12 protein-coding genes are annotated in these 19,358 nt (G+C 65.7%); 7 read left to right on the forward strand and 5 right to left on the reverse strand.

Annotated elements, in window-relative coordinates; all coding sequences use genetic code 11:
- Positions 1-97: 97 nt before the first annotated feature.
- Complete coding sequence (locus NLN62_RS39490; protein WP_254112279.1) at positions 98-2,182, forward strand: tetratricopeptide repeat protein; 2,085 nt, start codon at positions 98-100, stop codon at positions 2,180-2,182.
- Here the strand turns inward: NLN62_RS39490 and NLN62_RS39495 are convergent.
- The 3 genes from NLN62_RS39495 to NLN62_RS39505 are packed head-to-tail and all read right to left on the reverse strand — an operon-like array spanning position 2,179 to position 6,202.
- A complete protein-coding gene (locus tag NLN62_RS39495; protein WP_027524568.1) occupies positions 2,179-3,411 on the reverse strand; it encodes an FAD-binding oxidoreductase in 1,233 nt (410 codons plus the stop codon). The genes NLN62_RS39490 and NLN62_RS39495 overlap by 4 nt on opposite strands.
- Positions 3,412-3,424: 13 nt before the next feature.
- A complete protein-coding gene (locus tag NLN62_RS39500) occupies positions 3,425-4,654 on the reverse strand; it encodes an MFS transporter (RefSeq protein ID WP_027524569.1) in 1,230 nt (409 codons plus the stop codon).
- A gap of 51 nt (positions 4,655-4,705) precedes the next feature.
- Positions 4,706-6,202, reverse strand: a complete 1,497-nt coding sequence (locus tag NLN62_RS39505; RefSeq protein WP_027524570.1) for an amidase — start codon at positions 6,200-6,202, stop codon at positions 4,706-4,708.
- Between the two features lie 208 nt (positions 6,203-6,410).
- Here NLN62_RS39505 and NLN62_RS39510 point away from each other — a divergent pair, with 208 nt between their 5' ends.
- The gene (locus tag NLN62_RS39510; protein WP_027524571.1) at positions 6,411-7,073 is read left to right on the forward strand and encodes a helix-turn-helix domain-containing protein; all 663 of its coding nucleotides are present in this window, start codon (positions 6,411-6,413) and stop codon (positions 7,071-7,073) included.
- 64 nt (positions 7,074-7,137) lie between these two features.
- Here the strand turns inward: NLN62_RS39510 and NLN62_RS39515 are convergent, their stop codons facing one another.
- A complete protein-coding gene (locus tag NLN62_RS39515) occupies positions 7,138-10,212 on the reverse strand; it encodes a ribonuclease E/G (RefSeq protein WP_254112280.1) in 3,075 nt (1,024 codons plus the stop codon).
- A 720-nt stretch (positions 10,213-10,932) separates the two neighbouring features.
- Here NLN62_RS39515 and NLN62_RS39520 point away from each other — a divergent pair.
- The 5 genes from NLN62_RS39520 (at position 10,933) to NLN62_RS39540 (ending at position 18,126) form a co-directional block, all read left to right on the forward strand.
- Complete coding sequence (locus NLN62_RS39520; protein WP_027524573.1) at positions 10,933-12,228, forward strand: N-acetylmuramoyl-L-alanine amidase; 1,296 nt, start codon at positions 10,933-10,935, stop codon at positions 12,226-12,228.
- 255 nt (positions 12,229-12,483) lie between these two features.
- Positions 12,484-14,988, forward strand: coding sequence for a penicillin-binding protein 1A (locus NLN62_RS39525; RefSeq protein ID WP_254112281.1), 2,505 nt, complete (start codon positions 12,484-12,486; stop codon positions 14,986-14,988).
- A gap of 123 nt (positions 14,989-15,111) precedes the next feature.
- Positions 15,112-16,243, forward strand: a protein-coding gene (gene prfB, locus NLN62_RS39530; RefSeq protein WP_254112282.1) for a peptide chain release factor 2 whose coding sequence is annotated in 2 segments (ribosomal slippage) — positions 15,112-15,180 and positions 15,182-16,243 — 1,131 coding nt in all. Because the reading frame shifts where the segments join, the coding sequence is not laid out codon by codon here.
- Positions 16,243-17,115, forward strand: coding sequence for an NAD(P)-dependent oxidoreductase (locus NLN62_RS39535; protein ID WP_254112283.1), 873 nt, complete (start codon positions 16,243-16,245; stop codon positions 17,113-17,115). The genes prfB and NLN62_RS39535 overlap by 1 nt, the downstream gene beginning before the upstream one ends.
- A gap of 84 nt (positions 17,116-17,199) precedes the next feature.
- Positions 17,200-18,126, forward strand: a complete 927-nt coding sequence (locus NLN62_RS39540) for a DMT family transporter (protein WP_254112284.1) — start codon at positions 17,200-17,202, stop codon at positions 18,124-18,126.
- Here NLN62_RS39540 and NLN62_RS39545 read toward each other — a convergent pair.
- Positions 18,106-19,350 carry an O-antigen ligase gene (locus NLN62_RS39545; protein WP_051389850.1) on the reverse strand — a complete coding sequence of 415 codons (1,245 nt, stop codon included), beginning with the start codon at positions 19,348-19,350 and terminating at the stop codon, positions 18,106-18,108. The genes NLN62_RS39540 and NLN62_RS39545 overlap by 21 nt on opposite strands.
- Positions 19,351-19,358 lie beyond the last annotated feature (8 nt).

Below are 19,358 nucleotides of genomic sequence, written 5' to 3' on the forward strand. Positions count from 1 at the left end.
AGCCCTTGCTGTTTTTGCCAGGCGCCAAAGTGACGGAATTTTCGCGCCCGTCCGTTTAACCCCCATCGGGATTTCGGGGTGAAGGGCGGGTGGCATCGTGGGCAAGGCGGCGGTCGATCGGATTCTGTTGCAGGCGGTGGAGCATTACGAGGCGGGGCAGCCGGATCAGGCCGGCCTGTTGTGCGGCGAAGTCCTGAAGGCGCATCCCGACCATGTGCCGGCGCTGCATCTGTCCGCCGTGGTCGCTTTTGTGACCGATCGCGCGAGCGACGGGGCGAGCCTGCTGAGCCGCCTGTTCAGCCTCGATCCCGACCACGCGCCGGCCCTCGTCACGCTGGGCGATGCGCTTGCCGTAAAGGGCGAGCGGGACGGCGCGGTGGCGGCGTTTCAGCGCGCGCTGCTGGGGCGGCCGCGCGACGCGGCCCTCTACAACAAGCTCGGCGTGGCGCTGGCTGAGCTGTCGCGCTTCGAAGAGGCGGAAGCCGCCTATCGGCGCGCCATCGAGATCGATCCGCATCTGATCCGTGCGCATTTCAACCTGGCCATCGCGCTGGCGGGGCAGGGACGGCTCGCAGAGGCCGAGAACGCTTATCGCGAGGTCATCGCAAGGGATCCAGCGCATCGCGGCGTCTGGCTCAATCTCGGCAACGTGCTTGCGGATCGGAAGAAGCTCGACGAGGCCGTGATGGCCTATCGTCGCGCCCTCGAAGCGGGCGCCGAGGATCCGGGCCTGCTTTGCAATCTCGGCGCTGCGCTCTACCGCAAGGGCGAGCTCGAGGAGGCGATCGCGCATTATCGCCGCGCGATCGCGCTTGATCCGGACAACCTTCCGGCGCTGCGGTTGCTCGGTCTCGTCCTGCACGAGGCCGGCCACCTGCATCAGGCGGCCGCGACCTACCAGCGGACCATCGCGCGCGATCCGGCTGATCACGTGATCACCAGCAATCTTGGCGCCTGCCTGTGCGAGCTCGGACTTTTCGACGAGGCCATCGCGGCCTGCGAGCGCGCGCTGGAGCTGAAGGCCGATCATGCGCCAGCCCACACCAATCTCGGCATCATCTTCGAGAAGCAGGGCCGTGTCGAAGCGGCTGTTGCCGCTCATCGCCGCGCCGTCGTCGCCGATCCCGCCTATGCCAAGGGCCATGCGAACCTCGCGGTGGCGCTGCGTAACGCCGGCGAGATCGACGCGGCGCTTGCCGCCTCGCACCAGGCCATCGCGCTCGATCCGGAGCAGCCGCTCGCGCAATATAACCACGCGCATTTCCTGCTGATGAACGGCGACTTCGCCAGCGGCTTTGAAGCCTATCAATGGCGGCGCAGGTGCAAAACCCTCTCGGACGGCGATCCGATCTTCAGCGAGCCGGAATGGCGGGGCGAGCCGCTTCTAGGCTGCAGGCTTCTGCTGTTCGCCGAATACGGGCTCGGCGACGCCCTGCAATTCGTGCGCTACCTGCCGATGGTGGCCGCCCAGGGCGGCTCCATCATCCTCCAGGTCCAGCCGGCGCTCGCCTCGCTGCTGCGCATGATGGAGGGCGTCACCGTGATCGCGCGCGGCGAGCCGCTGCCGCCGTTCGACGTGCAGCTGCCGCTGATGAGCCTGCCGCGCGTGTTCGGCACGACGCTCGATACGATCCCGTCGAACGTGCCCTATCTGCATCCGGATCCGGCAAGGGTCTTGCGATGGCGCGCCGCGCTCGATGGTCTAAGCGCGCTGAAGGTCGGCGTGGTCTGGGCTGGCAATCCCAGGCACAAGGGCGACGCGCAGCGCTCCCTGTTGGCAGAAGAGGTCTTGCCGTGCCTGATCACGCCGGGCGTGCAGCTTTACAGCTTGCAGAAGGAGCCGCGCGAGGCTGACGTCCCGGTGCTGGCGGCGCTTGGCACCGACATCATCGATCTCGCGCCGGCGCTCGGCGATTTTTCCGATACCGCCGCGGCGGTCGCAGCGCTCGATCTCGTCATCGCCGTGGACACCTCGGTTGCGCATCTTGCCGGCGCGCTCGGCCGCCCGGTCTGGATGCTCCTGCCTTACGCGCTCGACTGGCGCTGGCTGCGCGATCGCGAGGACAGCCCATGGTATCCGACCATGCGGCTGTTCCGACAGCGCAGGCCGGGCGAATGGGACGATCCGCTAATGCGAATGTCGGCCGCGCTGGCGGTTCTCGCCGCGAAACACGCTGGCTAGAAGCGCTCCGGCCGGTACGGCGCGGGATCGATCGACGGCCTCTCGCCGCTCATCATCTCCGCGAGCAGGCGTCCGGTCGCGGGCCCCAGCGTAAAGCCCTGGTGACCGTGGCCGAAATTCATCCAGAGCCCGCGATGGTGCGGCGCAGGCCCCAGCACCGGCAACATATCGGGCGTGCAGGGCCGCGTGCCATACCACGGCTCGGGTTCGGCGCGGCCGCCGAGATCGAGCAGTTCTCGCGCGGAGGCCTCAGCACTGGCGAGTTGCACGGGCGTTGCCGGCGCATCCGGTCCGGTCAACTCGGCGCCGGTGGTGATCCGGATGCCCTTGGCCATCGGCCCCATGGCATAGCCTCTTGCCGTATCGACCAGCGGCAGGTCGAGCGAAGCGCCGCCGCTATAGTGCATATGGTAGCCGCGCTTGCGCACCAGCGGAATGCGGTAGCCGAACTTTTGCAACAGATCGGGCGACCACGGTCCGAGGGTGACGACGACATTGGCCGCATCGATCGGTCCGTCGTCGGTCTGCACCGACCATCCGGACGAGGTCTGCTGCAACGTCTGCGCATCGCCGAGAAGGATATGGCCGCCGAGGCGCTGGAACAGTTCGGCATAGGTGGCGACCAAGGCGCCGGGATCCGACACGGTCCAGGTGTCGAGCCAGTGGATGGCACCGGGAAGATCATCGCGCAGGATCGGTTCGGCCTTCGCGAGCTCGCTGCCGGACAGCACGCGGAAGTTCACGCCGAAGTCGCGCTGGTTTTCCTCCGCGGTCTTGATCGCGAGCTCGAGCGCGGCGGGATCGCGATGCAGCAGCCGGTAGCCGGCGCGACGAATGAGATTGTCGGCGTGCGCCTCGCGGATGAGGGTATCGTGCTCTGATGTCGCATAGGCGATCAGGCGCGCCCATGCCTCGATCGCCTCGCGATGCCGCTTCGGCGCCGAATGCCACCAATAGCGGAGCAGGGGCTCGACGTGGCGGTGCAGGGACGCAAGGCTGTAGCGGACGTCGTTGGTGCGGCCGGTCACGATCTTCAACAGCGTCGCAAAGTCGCGCGGCATTGGATATGGCCGCACAGCCTCCGCCTGGATCATTCCGGCATTGCCGTAGCTGGTCTCCCGGCCCGGCTCCCTGCGGTCGACGAGCGTCACCGACCAGCCGCGCCGCTGCAAGTGCAGCGCCGCGCTGACACCGATCATGCCGCCGCCAAGGACGATTGTGCTTTGCATCGGCATGTGCCCCTCAGGCCGGCTGCGGCGCGAGTTTGGGTTGCGCCGTGTTGATGGTCGCCGCGACGACGACCGACATCGCGGTCATCGCCACCAGGAAGCCGAAGGCCGCATCGAACGATCCGGTTCCGGTCACGATGAAGCCAATCGCCGCCGGCGCCACGAAACCTGCGCTCTGGCCGCCGAGATTGACCATGCCGACGCCCGATCCGATCTGGTCGTCGCGAAGCAGTTTCGTCGGAAGCGCTACCACCGAGGCCAGCACGAAGGATTTGAAGAAATAGACCAGCGACTGGTAGGTGATCAGCACCGCGATCGTTTCCGCCTTGTACATGGCGTAGAGGAAGATGCCGGTCAACGCGGAGCTGCCGATCAGCAGCCATTTTTCGCGCTCGGCGAAAAACCTCGTCATTACCCAGCCGCCGATCGCGGTCGCGATCGTCGCCATCACGAACGGGATCGGCGCCACGATGCCGACGGTCTTGAGATCGAGTCCGCGCTGCTGGAGCAAATAAAGCGGCATCCAGGAATCCAGGCCCTTGTTGACGCAGCTGAGGCCGAACCACACCACCATCAGCTGCCAGATCAGCGGGTTCTTCATCAATTCGCGCATCGGCGTGCGGTCCGCAGGCTTCGCCGTCGCCGTGCTCGCCGGGGCCGCGCCCAGGCGCCGCAGATGAGGGACGAAGAGGAAATAGACGATCGCGAACACCAGGCCGGCGATGCCGATCGTATTGAAGGCGTGGCGCCAGCCGAGCCAGAGGATCAGCGGCGCCATGATCAGCGGCGCGATCATGCTGCCGGCATAGTTCGACGACAGCAGCAGCGCCGACATTTTTGGCCGGCTGTCCTTCTTGAACAGCTCCGCGATGGCGCGAATGCTCGCCGGCGGAAAGCCGCCCTCGGCGATGCCGAAGATGAAGCGGATCGCGATCAGCGACGTCAGTGACCAGGCCAGGCTCGTGAAGGCCGTGAACAGCGACCACATCACGATCGTGACGATCACCACATATTTCGAGCCGAAGCGGTCGGAGAGCCATCCGCCCGGCACCTGCATCGCGGCATAGCCGAGGAAGAACGCGCTGATGACGATGCCGAGATCGGCGGCCTGGAGATTGAAGTCCTTGCCGATCTGCGCCAGCGCCAGCGAGATCGCGGCGCGGTCGATGTAGGAGATACAGTAGGCGATGTAGAGCAGGACGAACGCGACGACCCCGGTTTTCCGCTGCGACAATTCAGTCATGCTCATCTCCGTTTCGCCGGCGATCCGGTGGCTGCTAACTCTGCTGTGGGGTCATTCCCAGGTGAAGAAGCCTGGCGCCGCCGAGAGCGGCGGCGCCCCGGCGAGCCGTGCCAGATCGGGGATCGGGCGGCAGAGCTGCGGGTCGCTCGCAAACGCCGCCTCGATGCTCGCCGCAATCGAGAGCACGATGGCGTCCCCGCCGCGCGGGCCCACGATCTGGAGGCCGAAGGGCAGGCCCGCTTCATCGACGCCGAGTGGCAGGCTGAGCGCGGGATGGCCTGGAAGCGTCACGGCATAGGCGAGCGCAAGCCAGTGGAAATAAGATTTGGTCGGCGTGCCGTCGATCTGCGCCGGATAGAGCTCCGACCAGGGGCGCGGGCTCAGCGTGATGGTCGGGCTGATCAGCACGTCGCAGCTTTCGAAGAAGTTTTGATAGGCGCGATAGATCCGCGTCTGCGTCGTCGCCGCGCGCGCGTAGTCTTCGAGCGTGTAGTTCAGGCCTTCCTCGACATTGGCCCGCACATTGGGGCCGAGCATCTCGGGACGCTCCTTGTAGTTCTTGCCGTGCATCCCGAGGAACAGGCCTGCGCGCAGCACGGCGAAGGCATCGTCCGCGCCGGAGCAATCCGGCGTCGCCTCGCGGCAGTCGGCAAACAGCGGCGCAAGCTTGCCAACGCGGTGGCGGAATACGCGGCGGATCGCCTGCTCGGTCGGGGCAAAGCCAAAGTCTTCGGTGAAGGCGACGCGCAGCTTGCCGAGCTCGGCGGGGCGCGGCGCTGTCCAGCGTTCGGCGCGTCCGCGCAATGGTTCGCCGGGCAGGGTGTAGGCGAGCGGATCACGCGCGTCGTCGCTCGCCATCACCGACAGCATCAGTGCGGTGTCGGCGACATTGCGCGCCATCGGCCCGTCGGTCGACAGGTTGGACCAGCCGAAGGCGCGCTTTTCGCTCGCCACGAGGCCATAGGAGGGACGCATGCCGACGATGCCGGCAAAGCCGGCCGGATTGCGCAAGGAGCCGCCGGTGTCGGAGCCCGAAGCGAGCGGGGCCATGCCGCAGGCGAGCGCCACCGCCGAGCCGCCGGAGGAGCCGGCTGCCGAGCGCATGGGATCGAAGGGATTGCCGGTCGCGCCGAACACCGGGTTGCGGGTGTTGCCGCCCGCAGCCCATTCCGGCGTGTTGGTCTTGCCGAAGATGATCGCACCGGCCGCGCGCAGCCGCGCAACGGAAGCCTGGTCGGCGGCTGGAATGTGATCCCCGAACAGCGGGCTGCCATAGGTCGTGCGTAGCCCGGCGGTGTCCTGTGTATCCTTGATGAGGACCGGCAGGCCGTGCAGGGCGCCACGATCCTCGCCGCGCAGGATGGCGGCCTCGGCTTCCTTGGCCGCAGCGCGCGCGCCGGGCTCGTCCAGCGTCACGACGGCGTTCACGGCGGGATTGGTGGTGGCGATGCGCGACAGGCAGGCGTCAAGCAGCTCGACGGGCGAGATCGCCCGCGCGGCCAGCAGACGGCGCAGCTCGACGGCGCTGGAATCGCAAAGCTCGGACAATGCCATGGCCTTTCAAATTATGAAAACGATTTAGCATATCGGAAAGTGTGGCCGGCGCATCAATTTTTGTCAAAACCGGCCGTTTCGTGCACAAATGCTGGCAAAGTTGCCTTTCGGGCGGCCAAGTGGAACTCTTCGACATAAGCTGAGCCCAAAAGTTTAGGCGGATCGGCCAACAATTTTTCTATTGCCGTGTTAGGCTTGCTGCATGAGCGAGATCACGACGTCCGAAGGTGCCAATTCCCAGCTCGGCCTATGCCTCAAGGCCGCCCGCCAGGCGCGCGGCCTGACGCTCAAGCAGGTAGCGGAGCGGACGGGCATGGCGCTCTCGACCCTGTCCAAGGTCGAGAACGGGCTGATGTCGCTGACCTATGACAAGCTGGTGCAGCTCACCTCAGGCCTGAAGATGGAAATCGCCGAGCTGTTCAACCCGGCGACCCCGATGCGCCCCGAGCACGACCGACCGGTAACCGCTCGGCGCAGCATCAGCCGGGCCGGGCAGGGGCAGGTGATCACGACGAAATTCTATACCTACACGTATCAATGCACCGACCTGATCGGCAAACGCATGGTGCCGATCCTGGCCGAGGTCCGCGCGCGCTCGCTGGAGGAGTTCGGCCCGCTGCTGCGCCATGCCGGCGAGGAGTATTTTCTGGTGACGAGCGGCCGCGTCGCCGTCCACACCGAGTTCTACGCGCCGGAGATCCTGGGCGAGGGCGACGGCATCTATCTCGACAGCACCATGGGCCACGCCTACCTCAACGCCGGCGATGCGCCTGCCGCCAAAGGCGTCTGTCTCTGCACCAGCGAAGCGCCTGACCTCTACGACCAGCTTCGCCAGATCGCCTCCCGCGACGTGCCGCCGCTATAGCGGTAGCTGATCCAAACGAAAAACGCCCGGCTTGGCCGGGCGTTTTTGTCTGTTGGCGTTCGGCCTATTCGCCGCCGCCGAAGCGGCGCGACCACCAGCCGGCGCGACGCGGCTGCGGCGCCGGTGTTTCGACTGCGGCCTCTGGCGCCGGCTCGGCGGCGGGAGCGGGGGGCGCAACCTCGGTGGGCGTTTGCGCGACCTCGGCAGCGGGCTCGGGCTGGCTGCTGAAGAAGCTCACCTTTTCACGCACGGTCGAACGACGCCGCGCGGCCTTATCGCTATCCGACGTTGACTCATCAGCGGCGGCCTCGGACTGAGCCGGGGCAGGTGCTGCGTCGGCCGGTTCCTCAGGCTGAGGCGCCGCAGGTTGAACGGTCGCTTCGGTCTGCGCGATCGAGGGAGTCTCTAGCGTGAGGCCGTCGAAATCGGCGACCGCCTCCGTCGCCTCGGGCGGCAGATTGGCGCTCAGCTCGTCGCTGATCGAACCGGAGAGACCTTCCTCGCCACCGCCACGCCGGCGGCGACCGCCGCGACGTCCACGCCGGCGACGGCGCTCGCCGCCCCCCTGCTCACCACGGGCCTGGTCGAGCTGCTCCTCGGTCTCTTCGCCTTCCTGCTCCGCGTCGGCTTCCTCGTCGGACTCGCCTGCAGCCATGGCCGGCTCGGGAACGGTCGGCGCTGTATCCTCGCGAAGCTCGCCCTCGCGCTGGCCGCCGCGGCCACGACGACGCCGACGGCGCCTACGGCGCTGGCCGTCCTGCTCGGGCGCAGCATCGCCTGCGGCCTGTTCCTCAGTGAGACCCTCGGTCTCGTCCGTCTCGACCTCGGATTCGGTTTCGAGATCGAAACCGTCCTCGTCGTCATAGGCCTCTTCAACCACGGGCGGCGGGCTTGCCGCGGCCTGCGCCGCAAGCAGCGCCTTGGCGGCTTCCAGCGTGTGGACCTGCTCGCCGCGGTCGATGACGTAGGCCTGCGGCCCGCTGACGCTCGCGTCGGCGATGATCGACAGCGTGACCTTGAAGCTGTTCTCGAGGTCGCGCAGATGGCCGCGCTTGTGGTTCAGAACATAGAGCGCGACGTCGGTGCGGGTACGGACCACCAGATTGTGGGTCGCGCCCTTCATCAAAATCTCTTCGAGCCCGCGCAGGAGCTGGAGCGCGACGGAGGAGACCGAGCGCACGTGACCGGTGCCACCGCAATGCGGGCAGGGATCGGTCGAGCTCTCGAGCACGCTGGCGCGGATGCGCTGGCGCGACATCTCCAGAAGGCCGAAATGCGAGATGCGGCCGACCTGGATGCGCGCGCGGTCCTGCCTGAGGCAATCGGACAGCTTGCGCTCGACCGCGCGGTTGTTGCGCTTCTCGTCCATGTCGATGAAGTCGATGACGATCAGGCCGGCGAGGTCACGCAGGCGAAGCTGGCGCGCAACCTCTTCGGCCGCTTCCAGATTGGTCTTGAGCGCGGTGTCCTCGATATGGTGCTCGCGCGTCGAGCGGCCCGAGTTGACGTCGATCGAGACCAGCGCCTCGGTCTGGTTGATCACGATGTAGCCGCCGGAGCGCAACTGCACGGTCGGCGAGAACATCGCGTCGAGCTGGCTCTCGACGCCCATGCGCGAGAACAGCGGCTGGCCGTCGCGATACTGCTTCACCGCGCTGACATTGGCCGGCATCAGCATCTTCATGAAATCGCGCGCTTCGCGGTAGCCGCCTTCGCCCGCGACCTGGATCTCGTCGATTTCCTTGTTGTAGAGGTCGCGCAGCGAGCGCTTGATCAGCGATCCTTCCTCGTAGACGAGGGTTGGCGCCTGCGATTTCAGCGTCAGGTCGCGCACCGTCTCCCACATCCGGATCAGGTATTCGAAGTCGCGCTTGATCTCGGGCTTGGTGCGGGAGGCGCCGGCCGTGCGCAGGATGATGCCCATGCCCTCGGGCACGTCGAGATCCTGCACCACTTCCTTCAGGCGCGAACGATCCTGCGCGCTGGTGATCTTGCGGCTGATGCCGCCGCCGCGCGCTGTGTTGGGCATCAGGACGGCATAGCGGCCGGCGAGCGACAGATAGGTCGTCAGCGCGGCGCCCTTGTTGCCGCGCTCTTCCTTGACGACCTGCACCAGCATCACCTGGCGGCGCTTGATGACCTCCTGGATCTTGTACTGGCGGCGCGGGCGGAAGGTGCGCTCCGGCACTTCTTCCAGCACGTCGTCGCCGCCGACGGACTCGACGACTTCCTCTTCGGCCTCTTCACCGTCCTCGCCATCCTCGGCGTCGTCCTCAGCCGGAGCCTCGGGATGCGGCACTTCTGCGCTTTCATCGGCCGCGTACACGGCGTCGGCGGGTTCGATCGCGGTTGTCACGGCTTCCGCCAGCGCCGCGGCATAGGGTTCGGGCACTGGCGCTTCGGAGGCGGCGGCCTCCTGCGGCTCGGCTACCTCGGGCGCGACAACGGGTTCGGCTCCGACTGCCGCGACGGCCGCGGGCGCCTCGTCGGCATGGTCGTGCTCGTGATCATGATCGTGCCCGTCATCATCATGGTGATGGTGGTCGTGATCATGATCGTCGTGCCCATGGTCGTCGTGCCCATGCTCGTCATGATCGTGGTCATGAGCCTCGAACGCGTCGTGATGCTCCGCTTCGGCGTGCAGATGCTCGCCCTCGTGCGCGACGCCCTCGGCGTGCTCCGGCAGCACCCCGCCTTCGAGCGGCTGGGCGGCGGGATCAGCGCCGGCCTCGAGGCCCTCGACGATGTCGCTCTGCACGCGCTCGCCATGGCCGCGACGACGGGCGTTGCGGTGGCGCGAGCGGCGGCGGTTGTGGGAACGGTTCTCGTTCTCCTCTTCGGCCTCGCGATGAGCCTGCTCCTCGGCCTCGATCAGCGCCTGCCGATCGGCAACCGGGATCTGGTAGTAATCGGGATGGATTTCGCTGAAGGCGAGGAAGCCGTGGCGATTGCCGCCATATTCGACGAAGGCGGCCTGGAGGGACGGTTCGACCCGTGTGACCTTGGCGAGGTAGATATTGCCGCGCAGTTGCTTGCGTTGCGCGGTCTCGAAATCAAATTCTTCGACGCGATTGCCGCGGACCACGACGACCCGGGTCTCTTCCGGGTGGGTGGCATCGATCAACATCTTGTTGGGCATGTCTTAACTCTTGGCGGCGGCGGGCGCGATTCACCGTGGGCGCGATGAGCGCTGCCGGGTGACGCGACGGTCCACCTGATTCGGGGGTGAGGGGAAGGCCAAAACACCTGCGCTCGCGCCGCGCCGAACCGAAAGCCGAGAGGACAACGCGGCGCGCGGAAGTTTCGCTCCGCAATGTCGCGAATTGTCTCTCAGTTTTGGTCGGCACAGTCTGGCGCATCAAGCGTCGGCCCGTATGAAACATCGGACGGCGAGCGCGCCGCCCCTTAATCAGTTGCTGCTGGCCAGGGTATGGCGCGAAAGCGCTCGCCCCTTGGGAACACCGCCGGGTCCTTGGGATTAAGGAACCGGGTTACGGGCTACGCCGCCTGTCAAAGCCGTCCCTGGAAATGGTGGTAACCTGGGACCGGCGCCACCGGAGCCTTGACCCGTCCAACCTCGCTGCCGCGCGCAGCGCTGGCCGTGAAGGAGGGGGGAAAACGCTGGAATCCTCAAACCTTGAGAGTTCCGGCGCTGCACCGTGAGGCTGAGAGCGACACAACCGGAAATATTGGCCGTCAGCAGTTCGTACATACGAGGAATGCGACCTTGGTGCAAGGGAGCGTGGCGCGAGCGTCGCGCGCCGGTCACACTTGGCGAGATTTGGTCATTGCGTCATTAAGGACTGATTCACCCTGTGGCTCTATTGCGTTAGAAGAGCTGCTCGGAGGCACGGAATCGGTGGCGAGCCGCGCAAATCATCTGATTTTGCTGGGATGTGCGCTGCTGTGCGCCGCAGCATTGCCGTGCTCTGATTCTAGGCCTGTCGCGGCTGCGGAAAGCCAGCCGCAAGCTGCCGTTTCGGCGTCGAATTTCCCGATTGTCTCGGCGGCGCGCCTGGCCGGGGACACCAGCCAGACCCGCCTTATTCTCGATCTCGACCAGACCATCACGTTCCGGGCCTTCACCCTGGCGGACCCGTATCGGGTGGTGGTCGATGTTCCCCAGATCAATTTCCAGCTTCCTGCCGGCACCGGGGCAGCCGGGCGCGGGCTGGTCAAGGCGTTCCGCTATGGCCTCGTGATGCCAGGCGGCTCGCGAATCGTGCTCGACCTCGCGGGCCCTGCCAAGATCGCCAATTCCTACGTGCTCGAGGCCGCCAACGGCCAGCCGGCCCGGCTGGTGCTGGAGCTGGAGGAAGTCGATCGCGCTGCTTTCGTGCAGTCGGTGGCGCCGGAAAGCCGGGCCGCTCTGCACCCTGCGACAACCGATGCTCCTCCGGCGCCAGCGGCGCCTGAGCCTTCCCAACAAAAGCCCGCAGCGCCGACGGATTCACGTCCCGTGGTGGTGATCGATCCCGGCCATGGCGGCATCGACAACGGCACGCAGTCGAGCGGCGAGAGTGAAAAGAATCTGGTGCTGGCCTTTGGCCTCGCGCTGCGCGACCGGCTGGAGAAGACCGGCAAGTACCGCGTAGTCATGACCCGGGATGACGACACCTTCATCCCGCTCAACGACCGCGTCAAAGTCGCCCGCTCCATCAATGCCGCGCTGTTTGTCTCGATCCACGCCGACGCGCTGCCGCGTGGGGAGGGCGACGCCCAGGGCGCCACCATCTACACGCTGTCGGACAAGGCCTCCGACGCGCAAGCCGAGCGGCTGGCGGAAGCCGAAAACAAGGCCGACGCCATCGGTGGGGTCAATCTGTCCGATGAGCCGGCCGACGTCGCGGACATCCTGATCGACCTCGCCCAGCGGGAAACCCGCACCTTTTCAAACCGTTTCGCCCGCCTCTTGATGGGCGAGATGAAGACCACGGTGCGGATGCACAAGCACCCCCTGAAATCGGCGGGGTTCCGGGTGCTGAAGGCGCCCGACGTGCCCTCGGTGCTGGTCGAACTGGGCTACGTCTCCAACAAGGGGGACCTCGAGCATCTGGTCTCGGAGAGCTGGCGTTCCCGGACTGTGGCGTCAATGGCCCAGGCCATCGACGCCTTTTTGGCCAAGCGGCTCGCGACCGCCGGACAGGCCAATTGAAAAGCGAGTTTTGGCTGGTCCCGCAAAGCCCTAGTTTGGCCACAGCGGGCGCTCTATAAAATCTGCGGATGGGGGGCAGGAATCGACAACCCCCGCGGCAAGCGTGTTAGGGCTAGAGGCCCAGCGAAGCTCTTGAGTGGTGTAATCTGGCACGCCGGTGAATTCGCGACTTGAGGAAGGCGCCCTTTTGCCGGCGCCGAGAATCGTTCCATGGATATCCATGGGTTGTTCAAGGTTTGAACGGATAAACAGATAATGCGCTTGCTGATACGGTTCATGGGCTTCCTGTTCGCTGCGGGAACCGTGGTGTTCCTGGTGGGCGTCGGGGCCATGGCTGGCCTGATCTGGCATTTCTCCAAGGACTTGCCCGACTACTCTCAGCTTCAGGATTATGAACCGCCGGTGATGACCCGCGTGCACGCGGTCGACGGCTCGTTGGTCGGCGAATACGCCAAGGAGCGCCGGCTGTATTTGCCGATCCAGGCCGTGCCGAAGCTCGTGATCAACGCCTTCCTCGCCGCCGAGGACAAGAATTTCTACGAGCATGGTGGCATCGACTACACCGGCATGGCGCGCGCCGGACTGGTCTACTTGCAGAACTACGGCTCCAACCGCCGTCCGCAGGGTGCCTCCACGATCACTCAGCAGGTCGCCAAGAACTTCCTTCTGACGAACGAAGTGTCGTTCGCCCGCAAAATCAAGGAAGCCTTGCTGGCGATGCGGATCGAGAAGACCTACTCCAAGGACAAGATCCTCGAGCTGTATCTGAACGAAATCTATCTCGGCCTCGGCGCCTACGGCATTGCCGCGGCCTCGCTCGTCTATTTCGACAAGTCGGTGAACGAGCTGACGGTCGCCGAAGCGGCCTATCTGGCGGCGCTGCCCAAGATGCCGGCGACGCTGCATCCGGTGCGCAACCGTGACCGCGCCATCGAGCGCCGCAACTACGTGATCGACCGTCTGCAGGAAAACGGCTGGATAAAGCAGGCTGACGCCGAGAAGGCGCGCAAGGAGCCGCTCGCGGTCACCAACCGCTCCAACGCTGCCCACACCTTCGCGGGCGAATATTTCGCCGAGGAAGTCCGCCGCGACATCTTCGAGCGCTACGGCGAGAAGAAGCTCTATGAGGGCGGCCTTTCGGTGCGCACGACGCTCGATCCGAAGATCCAGGTCATGGCCCGCAAGGCCATGGTCACGGGCCTCGTGAACTATGACGAGCAGCAGGGCTATCGCGGTGCGATCAGCAAGCTCGACATTTCCGGCGACTGGGGCGTCAAGCTCGCCGACATCAAGTCGCTCTCCGACATCTCGCCCTGGCGCATGGCGGTGGTGCTCGAGACCAGCGACCAGTCGGCACGTCTGGGCTTTCAGCCGGCACGCGAGCTCGGCGGCGCCGTCAGCAAGCAGCGCGAGACGGGTATCGTCACGCTCGATGGCGTAAAATGGGCGCGAGCGGCCTCGGGTCCCGCGAAAGGCAAGGCGCCGACCGCGGTGTCGCAGGTGCTGCAGCCCGGCGACGTGATCTATGCCGATCCGCTCTACAGCAAGGAGGGGCAACCCGTCGAAGGTCAGTACCGGCTGCGCCAGATCCCCGAAGTCTCGGGCGCGATGGTGGCGATGGATCCCTGGACCGGCCGCGTGCTCGCGATGGTCGGCGGCTTCTCCTTCGACCAGAGCCAGTTCAACCGCGCTACGCAGGCCTATCGGCAGCCGGGCTCGTCCTTCAAGCCGATCGTCTATTCGGCCGCGCTGGATAACGGCTATACGCCGTCGACTGTCGTGGTCGACGCGCCGATCGAGATCGACCAGGGGCAGGGTGGTGGCGTCTGGCGGCCGGAAAACTTCTCGAACGGCAAGTACCAGGGGCCGGTAACGCTGCGCAACGCGCTGCGGCTCTCGCTCAACACCGTGACGGTGCGCTTGGCGCAGGATATCGGCATGCCCTTGATCGGCGAGTACGCGCGTCGCTTCGGCGTCTATGACGAGTTGCCGAACTATCTCTCGTTCGCGCTCGGCGCCGGCGAGACGACGGCGATGCGAATGGTCACGGCCTATTCCATGATCGCCAATGGCGGCCGTCGCGTGAAGCCGACCCTGATCGACCGCATCCAGGACCGCTACGGCCACACCATCTTCAAGCATGACCAGCGCGAATGCCGGGGCTGCGATGCGCCGGGCGGCTGGAAAAACCAGAACGAGCCGCAGCTGGTCGACCGCCGCGAGCAGGTGCTCGACTCGATGACGGCCTATCAGATCACCGAGTTGATGGAAGGCGTCGTCCAGGCCGGTACCGCGACCGTCGTCAAGGAGGTCGGTAAGCCGATCGCCGGCAAGACCGGCACCACCAACGAGGCCAAGGATGCCTGGTTCGTCGGCTTCTCGCCGGATATCGCAGTCGGCATCTATATGGGCTACGACAAGCCGCGCGCGCTGGGTAAGGGCAATGCGGCGACCGGCGGCCATTTGGCCGCGCCGATCGCGCGCGATTTCCTCAAGCTCGCGCTCGCCGACAAGCCGGCAGTTCCGTTCAAGGTTCCGGCCGGCATCAAGCTGATCCGCGTCGTCGCCAAGACCGGCATGCGCGCTGGCCCGGGCGAGACCGGCGGCACGATCCTGGAAGCCTTCAAGCCCGGCACGGCGCCGCCGGATAACTACTCCGTCATCGGCGTTGCCGATGCCGATGGCCGCGGCGGCGTGCCGCAGCAGGCGCCGCCCGATTCCGGCTTCTTCATGCGGCCCGGTACCGGCGGGTTGTACTAGGGCTCAGAGGGCTCAGGATAAAGCTGGCGATCCAAAGCTCCGGCGGTTGCGCTTTGCAGCCGCCGCCGTTACATCCCCATTTCATTCATACGCGGGAACAATTCCGCGAGACCAGAGAACGACATGCGCGCCGAAATCGAACGGTTGGTAGAAGAGATCAAGCAGTCAGTCGGGCTGCTGAGGAGGCATCTTTGACGTCGAGAAATCGACGGCGCGCCTCGCTGAGCTGAATAAGCTCGCAGAAGATCCCAATCTCTGGAACGATCCGCAGAAGGCCCAGAAGCTGATGCAGGAGCGCACCTCGCTGGAGGATGCGCTGTCGGGCATCGGCAAGGTCGAGCAGCAGCTCGAAGACGACGTCGGCATGATCGAGCTCGGCGAGGCCGAGGGCGATGAGGGCGTGGTCGCCGAAGCTGAGGCTGCGCTCAAGAACCTGAAAAAGGAAGTCGCACGGCGCGAGCTGGAGGCCCTGCTCTCGGGCGAGGCCGATCGTTTCGATTCCTATCTTGAAGTCCACGCCGGCGCCGGCGGCACCGAGAGCCAGGACTGGGCGCAGATGCTGCTGCGCATGTACACGCGCTGGGCTGAGACCCACGGCTTCAAGGTCGAGTTCCTGGAAGAGTCCGAGGGCGAAGAGGCCGGCATCAAATCCGCGACCATCCAGGTTTCCGGCCATAACGCCTATGGCTGGCTGAAGACGGAAGCCGGAGTGCACCGTCTGGTGCGCATCTCGCCGTTCGATTCCAATGCACGGCGGCACACCTCGTTCTCGAGCGTGCAGGTGTTCCCGGTCATCGACGACAGCATCAAGATCGACATCAAGGAATCCGACGTCCGCACGGACACCATGCGTTCGGGCGGTGCCGGCGGCCAGCATGTCAACAAGACCGAATCCGCGGTGCGGCTGACGCATATCCCGACAGGTGTCGCGGTGGTCTGTCAGGCCGGCCGCTCCCAGCACAAGAACCGCGCGCAGGCCTGGGACATGCTGCGCGCGCGGCTCTACGAGATCGAGCTGAAGAAGCGCGAGGAGAAGGCCGCGGCAGACCAGGCCGCCAAGACCGATATCGGCTGGGGCCACCAGATTCGCTCCTACGTGCTGCAGCCCTATCAGATGGTGAAGGATCTGCGCACGGGCGTGCAAACCTCGGACACCTCGGGCGTGCTCGGCGGCGATCTCGACGAGTTCATGGCCGCAACGCTCGCCCAGCGCGCCTTCGGCACCACGAGCGGCGAGATCGAGGACGTCGACTGATGCCGCGCGTCGCCTTCATCGGGCTTGGACGGATGGGTCACGGAATGGCCGGCCGCTATCTCGATGCCGGTTTCACCGTGTCGCTCTGGAATCGCAGCAAGGCCAAGGCGGAAGACCTGATCGCGCGCGGTGCGCGCTGGGCGACCTCGCCCGAGGACTCCGCGATCGATGCGGACGCCGTGGTGACCATGGTCGCCGATGATGAAGCTTCGCGCAGTGTATGGCTTGGTCTCAACGGCGCCGCGAAGACGGCAAAGGCCGGCACCATCGCGATCGAGTGCTCGACGGTCTCATATGATCACGCACGCGAGATGGCGCGCGAATTGAACGGGCGGGGGCTCATCTATATCGATTGCCCCGTGACCGGCCTGCCGGATGCGGCGGCGGCGGGAAAGCTGACGCTGCTGGTCGGTGCCGACGCCGCCGATCTCGAACGCGCCCGGCCGTTCCTCGAGCCGATCGGCTCGACCATCCGCCATTATGGCGCGGTGGGTTCGGGTACGGTCTACAAGCTCATCAACAACCTCATGGGTGCGATCCAGATCGCAGGGCTCGCTGAAGGTCTTGCGATCGCCGAGCAGGCCGGGCTCGACATGAAGCTCGTGCTGGAGTCGATCCAGGCCGGCGTCGCTGCAAGCCCGCAGGTGCTGAGGCACTCCAAGCGCATGGTCGCGCGTGATTTCAGCGGGGCGACGTTCACGTCAGCGCTGCGCCACAAGGATGCGGACTACGCCGTGAAGCTCGCCGAAAGCCTGCTCGCCGACAAGCCGCTCGTCGGCCCCGCTGCGGTCGAGGCTTATGCCAGGGCGAAAGCCGTGATGCCCGACGATGACGAGGGCAAGATGATCGAGCTCGTGTCGCGGCCGAAATAGGCCCGTTCATCCCAATCGGAAATCGGGTGGCAATACCCGCGGCTCCGCGGTAGGCGATCTATTCGATCGCCAATGTGAGACGCCATGCCCGCCAACGACAACCGGATCGACGCACGAGACTGGTCGCTGCTCTCTGTGCTCTCAGTCCTCTGGGGCGGCTCGTTCTTCTTCAATGGTGCTGCGCTGCGAGAATTGCCGCCTTTGACGCTGGTGTTCCTGCGTGTCGCACTCGGCGCAGCCATTTTGCTGCCGTTACTGCGCACCCAGAAGATCGCCTTTCCCAAGGGCGTTGCAGGCTGGCGGACGTTCTTCGCGATCGGACTGCTCAACAACGTCGTCCCGTTCTCCCTGATTGTGATCGGCCAGACCTTCATTCCGAGCGGCCTCGCATCGATCCTGAACGCCACCACGCCGCTGTTCACGGTGATCGTGATGGCGATGGCGGGCGAAGAGACGTTGCAGATGCGGCGCGTGGCCGGCGTTGCCTTGGGGCTCGTCGGCGTGGTCATCCTGAGGGGATGGGGCGTCGAGGCGAGGACGGGGCAGGGCCTCGGCATTTTCCTCTGCCTCGGCGGCGCCTTCAGCTATGGCCTCGCGGCACTGGCGGCACGCCGATTGCTGAAGGATTCGCCGCCGCTCGGGACGGCAACCTTTCAACTGCTGGCTTCGACAGTCATGATGGCAATTGTCGCCGGCGCCATCGAACAGCCATGGCGACTTCCAATGCCTGATGTAACGACCTGGCTTGCCGTGCTTGGCCTCGCTGGGCTGTCGACGGCGTTTGCCTATATCGTTTTCTTCCAGATCCTTCGACGTTCGGGCGCAACCAATGTCATGCTGGTGACGCTGCTCATTCCAGTGACTGCCATTCTTCTTGGCTGGCTCGTTTTGGGCGAGGCGGTCTCGCTGCGCGAGATCGCGGGGGCGATGGTCATCGGCAGCGCATTGCTCGTGATCGACGGACGCGTGCTGGCGGTATGGCGCAGCGCTTCAGCGACGTTCGGTCTTTAGCGCCATGCCGCCGGCGACGCCAACGCCGAGCACGTAGATCCAGCCGGCATGAAAATCGAACAGATGCGAGTTCAGCAGCGAGCTCGTCATGTTCTGCACGACGACGACGAGTCCGATCCAGGCCGCGAGGCCGTCTCCCGTGAACAGCGAGAGATGGACAAGCCACATCGCATAGAGCAGGACGACGCCGAGCAATCCCCATTGCATGGCGACGTTGAGGGTCTGGTTGTGGGGATTGTTGACCACTTCGGCCTCGAGGCCGGCCTGTCCCGCCGCGGCGCGCTCGAACTGCCGCTTGATCGCGCCGGTACCGTGACCGAGCAGAGGCGCCTCGGCAAAGGAGGCGGTCGCCTTGCGCCAATAGGTCAGCCGCTGCGCGGTGGAGGCGTGGCTGATGTCCTCGTGTCCATGCTTGTATTCGACGGCAATGTCCGTGATCCGCTGACGCAGATACGGCGATGTCGTCCAGGCGAGAAAACTCGCCGCGACGGCGCCGGCCAGCAGCAGCATGGCGGCGCGCCGGCCCAGATGCCGCCAGGCGAACAAGGCGAGCAGTGCGGGCATACAGAGTAGCGCGGTGCGGGCCGAGGCGACGAACAGCATGTTAGTGACGAACAGCAGGATCAACGCGAGGCAGCCCAATGTCGTGGTCAGCCGTCGCTCGCGCCAGAACGTCAGCGTCGGCAGCGCCAGCGCAAAGGCGCACAGGGTGAATTCCTGGCTCTGGTCGATGTAATTCTTGACCGGCACGCCGGCGGACGCGGTCGCTGTGAGCTTCCACTCGGCGTGGAACAGCACGATCCAGGAAAAGATCGCGAGCAAGACGCACGAGGCGAGAAAGGCAGCGAAGATCCACGTGCCGCGCTCCGAGCGTCGGACGTGATACAGCAGCGGCGGAATGATGATGAGCTTTGCCACCGGCTTGATGGCGTGCAGCCGGTCGGCCCAGGCGGCGTCGGACCAGAGCAGGCCTGCGAGCGCAAGACCCAGAAATGCGAAGGGCAAGGCGAAGGCCGGCTGCTTCAGGCAACCTGCATAGTCCCGCCAGTCGATGGTCGGCGCCAGGACGAGCAGCCATAGCGCCACGAAAATCGAGGGCAGCGAGGTCGACCATGGCAGCGACGCCGCGATCATCGCGGCGAGCAGGTCGGCACCGTGCTGCAGCCTTGCCGTGCTGCGCGAGGGCGCAAGCACGCCGCGCGTGTCGGCGGCTTCAACGGTCATGATGAAGC

Source organism: Bradyrhizobium sp. CCGUVB23, from assembly GCF_024199885.1.
GTDB lineage: Bacteria > Pseudomonadota > Alphaproteobacteria > Rhizobiales > Xanthobacteraceae > Bradyrhizobium.